A 14,240-nucleotide genomic window follows, 5' to 3' on the forward strand; every position below is an offset into this window, starting at 1 on the left:
CAGATTAAATATCAGGACTAGTCTTAGGTTAGGGATATGTATAGTATGTTATGTTCTTCCTATACCTTTTGTTAAATCCAGGAATAATCTTGTTGAATTCAAGAAAAAAAGGTGGAAATGCTTGGCGTTTCCACCTTATTTTATTATATTTGCAGCAAGTTTTTGAAGAAATGCTGTAACCTTTGTGGACTGCATGGAACTGACGAAACGACTAAAAGAACAGAAAAGTAATAACTAACTAGATAAACGACAAAATGATGAACTACAAGAAATTGGCTCTTACCGTTGCGGCTGGAGCGATGGCAACTACAATGATGGCGCAATCAGCACCAAAACTGAATGCCAATAACATCGAAGAAGTAATCAAGGCGATGACCTTGGAAGAGAAAGCCCAACTCTTAGTGGGCGGTGGTAACGATGGATTCGTGGGTAGTGGTGCTATGCTCGGACATCAGAAGAAGTTCGTGCCGGGTGCTGCGGGTACTACTGTAGCCATCCCTCGTCTCGGCATTCCTACTACCGTACAGTGTGATGGTCCTGCCGGAGTTCATATCGATGCTCATCGCGAAGGTGACAGCCGTAGCTACTTTGCCACCGGTTTCCCTATCGGAACCTGTCTGGCTTCTACCTGGAACACCGACCTGGTGCGCAAGGTGGGTGAGGCAATCGGTAACGAAACCCTAGAGTATGGCTGTGATGTTGTGCTCGGACCGGGTATGAACCTGCATCGCAATCCGCTCTGTGGCCGTAACTTTGAGTATTATTCAGAAGACCCAATCGTAACGGGTCTTATCGGAACCGCCTTTGTACAGGGTGTGCAGAGTCAGGGCGTGGGTGTAAGTGCCAAGCACTTTGCCGTGAACTCTCAGGAAACTGACCGTACCAAGGTGGATGAGCGATTGAGCCAGCGTGCTCTCCGTGAGCTGTATCTGAAGGGGTTCGAGATGATGGTTCGCAAGAGCAATCCTTGGACTATCATGTCTGCCTATAATAAGATTAACGGTGTTTATGCCCAGGGCAACAAGGGTCTCCTTACCGATATTCTCCGCAACGACTGGGGATATAAGGGAATCGTGGAGACTGACTGGATTGGTAAGCGTGCCGACCTTCCGCTGGAACAGGAAGTAGAGGCTGGCAACGACCTGATGATGCCGGGTTATCCAGCACAGGTGCAGGATATTGTTGATGCAGTAAAGAATGGCAAGCTTGATATCAAGGATGTGGACCGCAATGTTCGCCGCATGCTCGAATATATCGTGAAGACTCCTCGATTCAAGGGATATAAATATAGTGGTGAGCCAGACTTGAAGGCTCACGCAGCTATCACCCGTCAGAGTTCTACCGAGGGTATGGTGCTCCTGAAGAATGATGCCGCTCTTCCTATCCAGGGCTTGAAGACCGTGGCACTCTTCGGTGTCAACTCTTACGACTTCATGTCGGGTGGCCTCGGTAGTGGAGCCGTTAATGTAGGCTATTCTGTAGATATGGTTACCGGTTTGAAGAATATCGGCGTGGCAACTACTCCTCAGCTTACGGAAATCTATCAGAATTATGTGAAGTATGCCAAGGCTAAGTTGAAGGCAGACAAGAATCCGATGATGTGGTTCCTGGATCAGGGTCAGCCTAAGCTCGATGAAATCGAGATTACTGAGCGTTGTGTAGCCAGCGAGGAGCCAAAGGCAGACGCTGCCATCATCACCATCGGTCGTCAGGCAGGTGAGGGTATGGATCGCCAGATCAATGGTGAGTTCAACCTCAGTCAGATAGAGCAGGATATGATTTTCCGTGTATCTGATGCTTTCCATGCCAAGGGCAAGAAGGTGATTGTCATCATCAACTCTGGTTCTGTGATGGAGACAGCCAGTTGGAGAGACCGTGTGGATGCTATTCTCGTAGCTTGGCAGCCAGGTATCGAGGGCGGCAACTCTGTTGCTGATATCCTGACCGGTAAGGTGAATCCATCGGGTAAGTTGACCATGACCTGGCCTATCGCTGCTACCGATCATCCATCTACTGCCAACTTTGCCAAGGATTACGATATGTACACCTACAAGAATCTGCAGGATTGGAGCAAGGGTAATATCAAGGGTTACGATTATAGCAACCACGAGGAGGATATCTACGTAGGTTATCGCTACTTTGATACCTTCAAGAAGAATGTGGCTTATCCTTTCGGTTATGGTTTGAGCTACACTACCTTCGAGTTTGGCAAGCCATCTGTCAAGGCTAAAGGCAACAATATCGAGGTTAGCGTAACTATCAAGAATACCGGTAAGGTTGCCGGCAAGGAAGTTGCTGAGGTTTATGTCACCGCTCCAAAGGGCGCTTACGAGAAGCCAGCCAAGGAACTCAAGACCTTCGGCAAGACCAAGCTGCTGAATCCAGGTGAGAGCCAGACTTTGAAGATGACCCTCGAAAAGCGCGATCTTGCCAGCTTCGATGAGGCTAACAGCCAGTGGAAGGTAGATGCAGGTAACTATCTCTTCAAGGTAGGTAGTGATGTAGAGAACATCAAGGGTACTGCTACATTGAAGGTGGCAGAATACACCGAGAAAACAAGCAATGCTTGCGCTCCTAATGTTCAGTTGAACTATCTGAAGCAGAATAAATAATTCGTGGTTTGTGCAAAATGAAATAGATTAAACAGAAACGCCTCTATCCCAGAAAAAGAGATAGAGGCGTTTTTATTGTAATTCCGTTGTAAGGAATAGACCACACTGCGCACGCAGATAGTTCGCTTTTATTCTAGCATTGTTCGGTTACCTCTTCGTAGATTTCGCGGCATCTCTTTTCCTTCATTTTATTCTTTACGCCAACGGCAATCATATCCTCTACGGTCGGATTTCCAGTTCCATTTACAGATGTTGCGTGTTCACCATTATATCCCTCGGTGCAATGGGTGAGGTCGTAGGTATGGCGAAACTTGACCAACCAATGACCATCCTCATTTGTAAAAATGGCTTTCGGGCGACAACCGCCACTATTACCACTATTATATAATAGCAATCCTGCGTCATTATCCTGTTGCTCCTTCAATACTTCCAAGGCTTTGGCTTGTAAAAGGTCAAAGTCCTCTATCTCGTGTCCTGTCTGGACAGAAGTTATAGGTTCGTAGGTCAATGCGCCCATACCTCCATTACCCACGATGCTCAGTCGGTCGAGAGCAGATAGCTCAAAGTCGTTGATGCCCTCTTTTAGCAAGGTTTTATGCAATAGGTATCTACCATATCCATCGGGAAGGCTGTCTTCGAAGATACCAAAGTTCCCGTTGAAAGGGGTGGCTTTGGCAATGAAAAGACCAGGCTTCAGTGGCAATTCCAACGGAGATATACTAAAGCCAGATGCCAACCACTGATTGTCATATTCGAAGGTGCATACCTTTCCATCGGCACTCAATGACAGTGTGCCGACTTTCTCCTGGTGATATTTCACGGCTAAAGATTCTATATGTTTCATTGTCTGTAAGCCTTTTTCTTGTTAGCGTTTCTTTTTATCTGTTGCAACTCTTCCATAGTGGAGTACTTGGGTTGCGAGAAGACGTTCTTGATTTCTGAGGTGTAGTCCAAAGCTATGGCGATACCTATCAGATTTTTGAGGGAGATGAGGCCTTTTTGCTCGAATCTGGTGATGTTGCTGACGGCAACGCCTGACTTGTCTGCCACTTGCTTACGTGTCAGATTCTTCTCTATTCTTCGTTTTCTGAAGTCGTTTGCCATCTCCTTTGCAATCTCATCAGGATTGTCGTGGAGGTAGTTATCTAATATTGCTAATATATTATTCGTTTCTTGCATAATCGTTGGGATAATAACAAGATATTATCAGTTGCAAAGATACAAATAATAATGTTATATTCCAAATAAAAATCAACTAAAAAAGTTAAAATCCCTTATAACCTTGTCTCTTATCCTTAAAAGCAAAGAACTCCCATCTCTGAAAAGAGACGGGAGTTCTTGTTTAGAAGGAATACTGGGCGGAAATCATCAGTTCGCGAGGGCGAAGATAATAGCAGTTGGTCAATGTACTGATGCCGCTATAGATGGTTTCCATATAATTCTTCTTATTGAATAGGTTTCGAAGCTCTGCTGAAAGGCGGAGCTTTTTCATTCTCCAAACTGCAGAGGCATCGCCAAGGAGGGTGTTAAGATGGCTGCCCTCTTGCTGTTCATTGCGATAATGTACGAGCGAGAAGGAGAGGTCCACATGGCTGATGGTAGCGGTGGCAGATACGCTTTGGTGCCAATTAAATAACGATGACTTCGCCATTTTTTGACGTTTCGAGTTGTAAAAAGAGAATTCTCCCTCATAGCTAAAGGCACACCAGGACGGCGAGAAGTCGATGCTAGGCTTCACAGTATAGTTGTCGGCGGTGTAGCTGATGGCTTTGCCGCTGCTGTATTGCTCACCCTTGCTGTAGTTGTAACTGCCCTCCAGGCGGGTCTTCAGATGAAGGTCGTAGAAGCCCTTCGATATGTAGAGTGATGCCCCTAGGTTGTTGCTCTTGCTGTCCTGCTTATATAATGAGGTATAGTATTTGCCATCCTCGATGCGTAGGTCGGATGCCGTGTTCATCCAGTTTTTGCTGGCATTGACCGATGCGCTGAAGAAGATTTCCTTGATAGGGCGCTTGTAGTCGTAACTCAACTTGCCATAAAGAGAGCGAGTTATCGGAATGATGTCGCTCGAAGCGTACCAAGAGCGATAACTTTGACGATATTGCTTCATGGTGTAGTTGGTGGCATTGCCTGTTCCTGTACTGTATCCTGTGTAGATAGTCAACTCTCTACGGAAATCCAATTTCTTATATAAGTAAAGGTAGGGTGATATGGTAAGTAAAGTTTTCTGTGGATAGGTGAAGCGTTCCCAGATGAAATCGGGAGAGAACGACATACGGAACGTCTCGGTCTTGTATTGCCAGTAAGGGGTGAACTTCCCTGTGATGTTAAGACTGTTTTTGCCGATTTCATCGCTTCTTTCCTGATATTTCGCATAGATGTTGTTGAGGTCGATACTCATTCTATATTCCTGTGTCCAGTGGAAGCGATTCTTCATCCACTGTAAGGCGTGGGCAGTATGCCAAAGGTTGGTGCGGATGCGATTCCGCTCGTCGTTAACGTAGAGGTCCGCCACACCATGGTGATAGTCGGCAGTGCTACGCCAAGAGAGTTGACTTTTCTTGAAGACGAAGAGACGGTAGATACTTGCCGAGAGGTCGAGCTTTGGGATGCGGACACGTTGGGTAAGCGTATCGTTGATGTTTGACAAACCGTCGCTTTGTGCTGTGCTGAGGCTGATGCTCTCGTTGCCATAATGCTCAGCCTTGTTTACCTTGTTCTCCCATTGCAGATTGAAGGCATCGCTGATCATCGTCTTGTGGTTGTGCTCCGTGGTAACTGTGGGAGCTTCGCCGCCGAGGTCGTAGATACTCATGTTCTCTCGCTCTTGTCTGGTTACCGTACGAAGATAGTTGGCTTCTATGCGAGTCTCTGTATCGTCCTTGTTCTTCTTGATATGGTTGATGGAGTATTTTTGCGAGGTGTTGAAGCGCAGGCGTTCTTCGTCGATAGGAGCGTCAAGCGATGGCACCGATACCCATGATGGAAGGGAGGCTGGAGCCAGACGATTGCTGTAAGATGCAAGTTGGTTAAGTGCATAGCCGAGATTTTTACCTGTTCTGTCGTATTCTGCATCATACATCATCTGTTTCTTCTTGCCAATTTGCATGATATTGATGCTTCCGCCTACGTGGGACGGATGCCCTGCGAGCATGTAGAGCTTGAGGGTGGGCATCAGTTTGTCGCGGGCACTATCTTTCAGGGCGATGTTCATCGCTACATTATCCGTAAAGGTCTTGCTTTGGAGCGCCTTGATAGGTTGGTCATGCTCGATGACTTCGGCCTTTTTTACGTCTTTTGCCTTGATATTCTCTTCTAGTTGGTTATATTTGCCACCGGTCAGGTCGAGACCTTCCACAGTGAATCGGTTGATGGGCTTACCATTGTAGTTGATACGACCATTCTTCTCTATATCCACGCCTGGCAGCTTTTTCAGTACATCTTTCAGTGAGTTATCTCGTTCGTTGGCAAAGCGAGTGAGGTCGAAAGATATGGTGTCTCGACCTGTGATGCGAGAGCCTTTTACTTGTACTTCCTTCAAGACAAAAGCTGTTGAAGCCATACTGATGATGGTTTCTTTTCCCGATGAAATCGATGTTTTTGTCTTTTTATACCCCATAAACGTGGCCTGCAGTTTGTCGTTGGCTTGCTTTTCGGTGATAGAAAGCACGAAGGTTCCGTCCTCCTTTGTTCTTGTAAACTTCAAGGGTTTGCCATTGCGGAGCAGCGTGATGGAGACGTTGGCTAGACGGTTATGGGTCAATGAATCTTCTACATAACCATGAATCCTGGTAGCAGTGTTGTCGTCATCGAGTAAGATAGGAGTGCTTCTCTTGCTCTGCATCGCCATTGGGATGCAGAACAAGAGAAAGAAAGCGATAAAACTGATAATTATTCTCTTCATTTATTATTGAAGTTCAATCGGATTGAAGACATTCTTCTTATTCATGAATTTCTTCATGTCAATAGGGTTGCCCTTTTCGTTCTGTATTTTTATGATCTTGATGTTTAATGTTTCCAACACCATTCCAGGCGTAAACTTCTCTTTGAATTCTCTGAGGTCTTTTTGGCTGATCTCTTCTCTCTTGGCCTTGGGGAACGTGATAGGTGTTGGTGCTGTCAACGTACTCATGCCGATGGCTGTGAATGAATATTCTTTGTTTTCATCGTATGCTTTCAGTGTCAAGCCCGGCAGTCCAATCAGCTTCCAAGGACCTTCTGGCAAAGGAATGTCTTCGGCATACCATGCATACCAAGTTCTTCCCTTGAAGTTGGTCTTGGCTAGTTGGCAATGATAGCCGATGATGGTTGTTGCGCTGTCGGGGATGAGTTGCCAGTCGGGTGTCTCCACGTTCTCTGTGCATTTATAATCTGTAGTGCCGACAGATTCCAATTGGATGGATTTGCCAGTAGATGGATAGTTCTTGTAGTAGGAGAACGGGAATCTTCCACCTTTAGGTAAATCTGAGAAGTCGAAATTGCCAGTCTTGGCTTTTTCGTTCATGAGTGAATCCTTTACCTGTTTCGTTCTGTCATAGAAGCTGGTCGCCTTTTCACCAATGTCGAGGCGCATCTCGCTATCCGTGTAGATGAAGGGTTTGATGGAAGGATTGTTCACCCATTTCCCCTCATAGGTAATGCGATACTTGGCGTTGTCGATGTTCTCGACTTCCTCCTTACTGTTTCCCGAGATAGAGCGCACAGTGACTTTTGTGACTTGTGCTTTTGTTGCAGCACTTCCCATAAAGAGCAAGGTTGCTAAAGCTAAGATGATTTTCTTCATAATTCTGCCTTTATCTGTTAATTTGCTTGCAAAGTTACATATTTTGTGGCACTCTGCAAAAAAAATACAGCTATTTATAGCTTTTTAATAGACGATAAAACTAGCGAAGAGTAAACTAAAAAGTTATCTGTTTTATTTTACATTCCTTTTAGTTGCTCCTTTACTTTCGCTGTAAGTTTAGCTTTTTCCTTTTCATCCTTCAACTTATCTGCTTTTGCCAAGAACATTTGGAGATAGAGTTTTGCCTGTGGCTTCATCTTGGCTCCTATATACATTTGCGCAGCATTATAATAGTTGTGAGGATCGTCCTCGTCATCATATTCGATGCACTGTGCGAAGGCATGACCTGCATTCTCGTATTCCATTTTATAGTAATAAAGCTCAGCGAGTTGCTGGTTTACATATAGTCCACGACTGCGAGGGTAAGCCACGGTTATAGACCGTTCCAGGTTGATGATGGCGTGTCTTGCCAGGGTTTCCTTTTCCACGATGTTCTTAGTCTGTTCGGAAATCTTCTTGCAAGTCATGCCCAAGTAGAAGAGACAGTTCATATTTGGGTTGTCTTTCTTCATCTCTGCCGCCTTGTTCAGATAGGTATAGGCTTCTCGGTACTTTTCTAAGTTATAATAGCACAATCCTATGACGAGGTTAGACTCAAAATTGTCGAATCCATCGGCTATAAGCTTCTTGTATCTAGGGATGGCTTGCTCGTATTTAAGCTGTAAATAGAGTGAATAGGCAAGCTCCTTGTTGATGAGAATATTCGTGGAGTCACGTTTTTCTACATACGACAAGGCGAAAGCTGAAACCATTTCTGGCTTCCCATGGTTGTTCCATTGCTGAAGTAGGGTGGCAAATACCTCCCCGTCGTATGGGTATTTGCGATAGATAGTCATGCCATATGATTCTACCTTTTTTTTATCGCCAAGATTAAGATAGGAATAGAACATCATGCGCAAGTCTTCATGGTTGAGACTGTCGTTAGGAATGCTATCCATGCAGGCGATGCACTTCTTGTTGTCGCCACGAAGACGATAGCAAGAAGCGAGCTTTCTGAGAACATTCAAATCGTGTGGATGTTCATTGATATATTGCTGGTAATAGGTGATGGCATGGAACGAGTCATGCTCGTTCATGCAACTGTCGCCCTGCAGTATCAAGCGATGGATGGGAGTTTGTTCTTTCTTGGCTGATATTCCGATGATTCCAAGGAATACCAAACAAGTGATGAATAAATATCTTTTCATGCTTATATTGTTCGTTTGTTGTTATGACATAGAATACGATCAGTAAATCGAGCTGGAGTTACTCCAGCTCGATAGGGTTGCCCTTGTTGCTTCGGTTTAGAGCCTTGATGGCACCTTCGGGTAATTTCTTAAACGTAAATCCAGTTTTTCTCGCTGTTGCTTTGAGAGCTTCTGCGCCATCAAATTTATGCTTAGCCTCTCTTAACTCTTTCTGTGTTACTTTCTCTCTTGCCCTTTCCGTGAAAGTTATGCTTTCGGTCCCATTCAATGTACTCATACCGATAGCATTGAATATGTATTGTTTGTTCTGGTCGTAAGCAAGTAAAACAAGACCAGGCAGTCCGGAAATTTTCCAAGGTCCTTCGCTTATAGGTATGTCTTCTGAGTACCAGGCATACCAGGGCCTGCCTTTGATGAGTGCTTTTGCCAACAGGCATTTATAGCCAATGATGGTAGTTGTGCTATCTGGGATAAGCTGCCAGTTTGGCACCTCTAATTGTTCTGTACATTGGTAATAGTTACCAAGGACTTTATCCAGTAAAGTGGTTTGCCCCTTTGATGGATAGTTCTTGTAGAATTCCCAACGGATTCTGCCACCTCTAGGAATTTTACTCATGTCATATTGCCCCGTCTTAGCTTGTTCATCCATGATAGAATCGGATATTTGCTTGGTTCTATCATAGAAATGAGTTGTCTTGCTACCGATGTCCAGTCGCATTTCGCTCTCCCAATAGTTGTAGGGAACTGTTGTGGTATCTGGTACCATTTTCCCATTGTAGGTGATGCGATAGTTTACCTTGTCAATATTGACCACTTTCTCATTTTTGTTGCCTTTTTGAGCATTCAAGCTGCATACTGTGAGTATGGCTGCTAATAATAATGTTATTCTTCTCATAGTCGTTTGATGTTTTGAATTTCGGATGCAAAGGTAACACAAATGATAGAGGTAGCCAAATCGGAATTACACGTCAGTGAGTACAGATATGTTGATAACGAGAGAGTTACGATTAGGAAAAACTTAAAATACAAGCTTTTTGTAATGCTTCGATAAGTTAATGAAGTAAAGCGAAAAACTTATGGGAGTGCTTAGCTGATGATGTCATCGAACGACTCTGCTCCAGTGTCACTCTTGATTCTCGACTTTCTTACCCTGATATTCGAGAGAGAGTATTGCAGGATTTGCATCACTTCCTCATCACTCTTGCCGATATGGTAGAGGATGCAGAAGAGGCTTTGTGATGGATTCAAGTCGTAGTTCTCCAATCGTTCGCTATACTTCTCGTCTATCACCTTGAAGCTGGCGAGAAGTTGTCGGATGCCTTGCTTACCTATCTGGCTGATGTTTTGATTTTGTATCGTCATCGAATAATACACCAAGCCTTGGCTGATCTCTGTGAGCTCGGTAATTTGAGCCTTGTATTCTTCTATGTCCTTGTCACGGCGTTTCAGTTTGCGAAGCTGGGTGGTGATTTCGTGGTTTAATCGTTCGCATTGCTCCGATAACGAAGAGTTCTCCACATCTTTTAACTGATGCAGTGACTCATGCAAGTTTTTTATAGTTTGGTGAGCCTTTCGGATTCTGGAAATGGAGAGGTAAGTCATCGACAGGAGAATGATGAGCACGATGATGATTCCTACAAATATATAGGTCTTAACCTTTTCATAGCGATAACGGGTGTTACCACCCTCGTACATCAGTTTTACTTGATTTTCCTTTCCTGAGTTTTCGTCTTTGGCAAGCAAGGGAGCTTCTTGTCGTAATTCGTGGGCAACACGGTTTGCCATGAGCGTATCTCCTTTTTGTAGGGAGAGGAAATATAAGGGGAGATAATACTTATATCCTAAAGCAAAGGAATAGGAACCCCATGACTTTAGGCATTCTTGATCTATGCTATAGTTTTCTTTGATATGCTGCGTGGCGAAGGCATGGGTTTCCTTGCTGTTTCTTGTGAGCAAGCGATAGAAATCGATGTTGTTGTCGTATTTTACCCCGAAATTGTCTTGCGCTTTCTTTGCATAGCTTATCAAGATGGAATCAGGCACATCGCCCCTGTCCATCAAGGCTTGGAAGTAATGATAGTACATGGGGCCCAAGGTGCTGTCCTTGTTCTCTTTGATTTGATTGGCAATTTCGAAAGCTTGGTTGGCAAGTTCCTGATCTTGGTTGTTGATGCCACGATAGAGTAGTGCCCAGGCACGGTAGCGGATATTGTTGGTTTGGCGAGCCTCGTCTTCTAACTCTACGGTGTAAATGTTTTGGTGGGTAATGCGACACAATATGTCGTACATATCCAGCTTCTCCTTTTCTCTCATGTTGCTATCGTAGGCGATGGCCTGTGAGAACCATTTGATGGCTTTTGCGGTATCTCGATAGTTGTTGAGTATCGAGGCTCCCTTATAATATAAGGAACGTGCGAGAAGGGGTTCATCCTTTTCGTTCACGAAGATGTTGATGGCATCGTCTATGTAGTTTTCTTTATAAATGTAACCTTTGAGTTGATACTCTATCTTGGCTGTTAAGAGCTTATAGTAGCCTTTGTTGTCGTTGCTGTCAGCACGAGAGAGGAATACCTTGGCTTGTGCTGGGTATTCGTCGGCAAGGTCGTCTATCTCAGGGAAGGATAGGCGATATCCTGAGTCCATGCAACTGGCGAGAATGGCTAGCTGCATGATAGTGAACAGAAATATGATGATTTTCTTGCTTGTATAAATCATATTGTTATCGTCAAATTATCAACTTTACATTTGTTGTTTCAGAAATCTTTTTGCAAAAGTACAATAAATTGTCGATAAGAACAAGAAAATAAGCTTTCTATTTCAGATTTTTGTAGAAACTCGCAAAAATCTGAAATAGAAAGCCTTTGAGATGTCCCTATCGCTCGATTGGATTGAAGACAAGTTTCCTTGCTTTTGGTTTGATAGGTCTTCCATTCTCATCTGTCCACTTTTCATATCTTAGCATCTCGCTTCCATCGTCTCTCAGCTTGATTTTGGTGAGGTCAGACTGGGAAACTTTCTCTGCCTCTTCGGGCTTGGCGTATTTGAGAGTCTCCTTGCCTTTCAGGTCTTCCAGTCCGATGGCGTTGAGATAGAATTGTTGCTGTGCATCGTAGGCACGGAGTATGAGACCAGGCAGACCGCAGAGCTTCCAAGGACCTTCTGACACAGGGATATCCTCAGCATACCAAGCTAACCAAGTTCTTCCCTTGAAGTTGGTCTTGGCGAGTTGGCAATGATAGCCGATGATGGTTGTGGTGCTGTCTGGAATGAGTTGCCAATCAGGAGTCTCGGCCTTTTCGATGCAGTGATAGGTTCTCAAAGCCCACGATTCTTGAAATAGGGTCTGACCGTTCTTTGGGTAGTTCTTGAGGAATTCAAAGTCCATGCATTTTACCGGCTCGGCTTTTCTTAGGTCAATGACATCGCCTGAAAGTATCATTTGTAAGACTTGCTGCTCCCATTGCTCCTTGGACTGGTTATAGAAGTGAGTGATGTTGCTACCGATGTCGAGTCGCATCTGTGCCTTGCGATAGATATACAGTATTTCTGTGGTGTCGTTTACCTGTTTCGTATCATAGGTGATGCGATACTTCACTTGGTCGAGGGTGAGCGTGTCCACACCCGATCTCATCTGTGCTTTTGCGGTCAGGCTGCCTAAGGCGAGGATGGCTGCAAGAATCATTAGAATCTTTTTCATGTTCTCTATTTGTTTTTTGATGCTTATTTACGGATAAGACGCAGAAATAGGGAAATGGTAAACAGAATAATGATGGTTTGCAAGATGCCGGTATTCTGCTATTTTGATATTTCGTCAGGAGTAATTGTCAAGTAAATAAAGCAAAAAGACTGGATAGAGAAAAGAAAGTATAATCAACTCTCATCTTTTTAGAAAGGTGGGAGTTTTTTTATCTTAATTTATTTTGTCCTTCACCTATTTTGTTGTAACTTTGCACACTGAAATTCGAATTTAAATTATTTTATGTAATTATGGCAAAAAAAGCTCTTTTAATGATTCTCGACGGATGGGGAATCGGTAAGCATGATAAGGGTGATGTTATCTTCAAGACTCCAACTCCTTATCTCGATTATTTGACAGCAGTTTCAGCACATTCTACTCTCCAGACTTGTGGCGAGGACGTTGGTCTTCCTAACGGTCAGATGGGTAATTCTGAGGTTGGTCACCTCAACATCGGTGCTGGTCGTGTGGTATATCAGGACCTCGTTAAGATCAACAAGGCTTGCGAGAGCGGTGACATCTTGAAGAATCAGGAGATCATCAACGCTTACAGCTATGCTCAGAAGACAGGTAAGAAGCTCCACTTGATGGGCTTGACTTCTACCGGTGGTGTTCACTCTTCTTTGGATCACCTCTTCAAGTTGATTGAGATTGGTAAGGAATATGGTTTGAAGGAGACATACGTTCACTGCTTCATGGATGGTCGTGATACAGACCCTAAGAGCGGTAAGGGCTTCATCGAGGAGGTTCAGGCTTGCTGCGACAAGAATGGTGCACACATCGCAAGCATCGTGGGTCGTTTCTATGCTATGGACCGTGACAAGCGCTGGAACCGTGTGAAGGAAGCATACGACTTGCTCGTTGAGGGTAAGGGTAAGCAGGCTGACGATATGGTGAAGGCAATGCAGGAGAGCTATGATGAGGACGTAACTGACGAGTTCATCAAGCCAATCAATAACTCTAAGGTTGACGGTACTATCCAGGAGGGTGATGTTGTTATCTTCATCAACTACCGTAACGACCGTGCCAAGGAGCTGACACAGGTATTGACTCAGCAGGATATGCCAGAGGAAGGCATGCACACCATCAAGGACTTGCAGTACTACTGCATGACTCCTTACGATGCAAGCTTCCAGGGCGTTCACATTCTCTTCCCTAAGGAGAACGTAATGAATACCCTCGGTGAGTACTTGAGCGCACAGGGCAAGAAGCAGCTCCACACTGCAGAGACTGAGAAGTATGCTCACGTAACATTCTTCTTCAATGGTGGTCGTGAGACTCCATACGAGGGCGAAGACCGTATCCTGGTTCCTTCTCCAAAGGTAGCTACATACGACTTGAAGCCAGAGATGAGCGCTTACGAGGTAAAGGATAAGTTGGTGGGTGCTATCAACACTCAGGAGTACGACTTCATCGTTGTAAACTTCGCTAATGGTGATATGGTAGGTCATACAGGTATCTACAACGCTATCGCTAAGGCTGTTCACGCTGTTGACAACTGCGTAAAGGACGTTATCGAGGCTGCTAAGGCTAACGATTATGAGGCTATCATCATCGCTGACCACGGTAATGCAGACCACGCTATCAACGAGGACGGTACACCAAACACCGCTCACTCTTTGAACCCAGTTCCATTCATCTACGTAACTGACAACAACTCAGCTACCGTAAAGGATGGCCGTTTGGCAGACGTAGCTCCTTCTATCCTCCATATCATGGGCTTGGAGAAGCCTGCAGATATGACAGGTGAGAACTTGATTTCTGACAACAAGTAAAAACGATTTTATATACCTCAAAAAAGTATCCTAAGATACTTGGCCAAGTATCTTAGGATACTTGCGTAAGTATCTTAAGATACTTTT

General features: G+C 44.5%; 10 protein-coding genes. 2 read left to right on the forward strand and 8 right to left on the reverse strand.

Annotated elements, in window-relative coordinates:
- Positions 1-257 precede the first annotated feature (257 nt).
- The gene (locus tag DWV53_RS01815; RefSeq protein ID WP_118151365.1) at positions 258-2,612 is read left to right on the forward strand and encodes a beta-glucosidase; all 2,355 of its coding nucleotides are present in this window, start codon (positions 258-260) and stop codon (positions 2,610-2,612) included.
- A gap of 133 nt (positions 2,613-2,745) precedes the next feature.
- Here DWV53_RS01815 and DWV53_RS01820 read toward each other — a convergent pair whose 3' ends face one another.
- From DWV53_RS01820 to DWV53_RS01855, 8 genes are all read right to left on the reverse strand, one after another.
- The gene (locus tag DWV53_RS01820) at positions 2,746-3,456 is read right to left on the reverse strand and encodes a HipA N-terminal domain-containing protein (protein WP_118151262.1); all 711 of its coding nucleotides are present in this window, start codon (positions 3,454-3,456) and stop codon (positions 2,746-2,748) included.
- A complete protein-coding gene (locus DWV53_RS01825) occupies positions 3,453-3,791 on the reverse strand; it encodes a helix-turn-helix domain-containing protein (RefSeq protein WP_118151264.1) in 339 nt (112 codons plus the stop codon). Before DWV53_RS01825 ends, DWV53_RS01820 begins: the two co-directional genes overlap by 4 nt.
- Positions 3,792-3,954: 163 nt before the next feature.
- Positions 3,955-6,516, reverse strand: a complete 2,562-nt coding sequence (locus tag DWV53_RS01830) for a TonB-dependent receptor (protein WP_118151266.1) — start codon at positions 6,514-6,516, stop codon at positions 3,955-3,957.
- Between the two features lie 3 nt (positions 6,517-6,519).
- Positions 6,520-7,395, reverse strand: coding sequence for a GLPGLI family protein (locus DWV53_RS01835; protein ID WP_118151268.1), 876 nt, complete (start codon positions 7,393-7,395; stop codon positions 6,520-6,522).
- Between the two features lie 137 nt (positions 7,396-7,532).
- Complete coding sequence (locus DWV53_RS01840) at positions 7,533-8,642, reverse strand: tetratricopeptide repeat protein (protein WP_147468720.1); 1,110 nt, start codon at positions 8,640-8,642, stop codon at positions 7,533-7,535.
- Positions 8,643-8,700: 58 nt separating this feature from the next.
- Positions 8,701-9,537, reverse strand: a complete 837-nt coding sequence (locus DWV53_RS01845) for a GLPGLI family protein (RefSeq protein WP_118151271.1) — start codon at positions 9,535-9,537, stop codon at positions 8,701-8,703.
- A gap of 191 nt (positions 9,538-9,728) precedes the next feature.
- Entirely contained in the window at positions 9,729-11,357 is a 1,629-nt protein-coding gene (locus DWV53_RS01850; RefSeq protein ID WP_118151273.1) for a hypothetical protein, read from the reverse strand.
- A gap of 157 nt (positions 11,358-11,514) precedes the next feature.
- Entirely contained in the window at positions 11,515-12,339 is an 825-nt protein-coding gene (locus tag DWV53_RS01855; protein ID WP_118151275.1) for a GLPGLI family protein, read from the reverse strand.
- Positions 12,340-12,629: 290 nt separating this feature from the next.
- On the opposite strand from DWV53_RS01855, the gene gpmI reads away from it, so the two are divergent.
- The gene (gene gpmI / locus DWV53_RS01860) at positions 12,630-14,153 is read left to right on the forward strand and encodes a 2,3-bisphosphoglycerate-independent phosphoglycerate mutase (RefSeq protein ID WP_117692940.1); all 1,524 of its coding nucleotides are present in this window, start codon (positions 12,630-12,632) and stop codon (positions 14,151-14,153) included.
- Positions 14,154-14,240: the final 87 nt, after the last annotated feature.

The sequence above is a fragment of the Segatella copri genome (assembly GCF_003465495.1).
GTDB classification, from domain to species: Bacteria; Bacteroidota; Bacteroidia; order Bacteroidales; family Bacteroidaceae; genus Prevotella; species Prevotella copri_G.

Coding starts and splice junctions, on each gene's coding strand:
- DWV53_RS01835 (WP_118151268.1), bottom strand. CDS start 7,395: ATGAAGAAAATCATCTTAGCTTTAGCAACCTTGCTCTTTATGGGAAGT.
- gpmI (WP_117692940.1), top strand. CDS start 12,630: ATGGCAAAAAAAGCTCTTTTAATGATTCTCGACGGATGGGGAATCGGT.
- DWV53_RS01840 (WP_147468720.1), bottom strand. CDS start 8,642: ATGAAAAGATATTTATTCATCACTTGTTTGGTATTCCTTGGAATCATC.
- DWV53_RS01830 (WP_118151266.1), bottom strand. CDS start 6,516: ATGAAGAGAATAATTATCAGTTTTATCGCTTTCTTTCTCTTGTTCTGC.
- DWV53_RS01825 (WP_118151264.1), bottom strand. CDS start 3,791: ATGCAAGAAACGAATAATATATTAGCAATATTAGATAACTACCTCCAC.
- DWV53_RS01815 (WP_118151365.1), top strand. CDS start 258: ATGAACTACAAGAAATTGGCTCTTACCGTTGCGGCTGGAGCGATGGCA.
- DWV53_RS01850 (WP_118151273.1), bottom strand. CDS start 11,357: ATGATTTATACAAGCAAGAAAATCATCATATTTCTGTTCACTATCATG.
- DWV53_RS01855 (WP_118151275.1), bottom strand. CDS start 12,339: ATGAAAAAGATTCTAATGATTCTTGCAGCCATCCTCGCCTTAGGCAGC.
- DWV53_RS01845 (WP_118151271.1), bottom strand. CDS start 9,537: ATGAGAAGAATAACATTATTATTAGCAGCCATACTCACAGTATGCAGC.
- DWV53_RS01820 (WP_118151262.1), bottom strand. CDS start 3,456: ATGAAACATATAGAATCTTTAGCCGTGAAATATCACCAGGAGAAAGTC.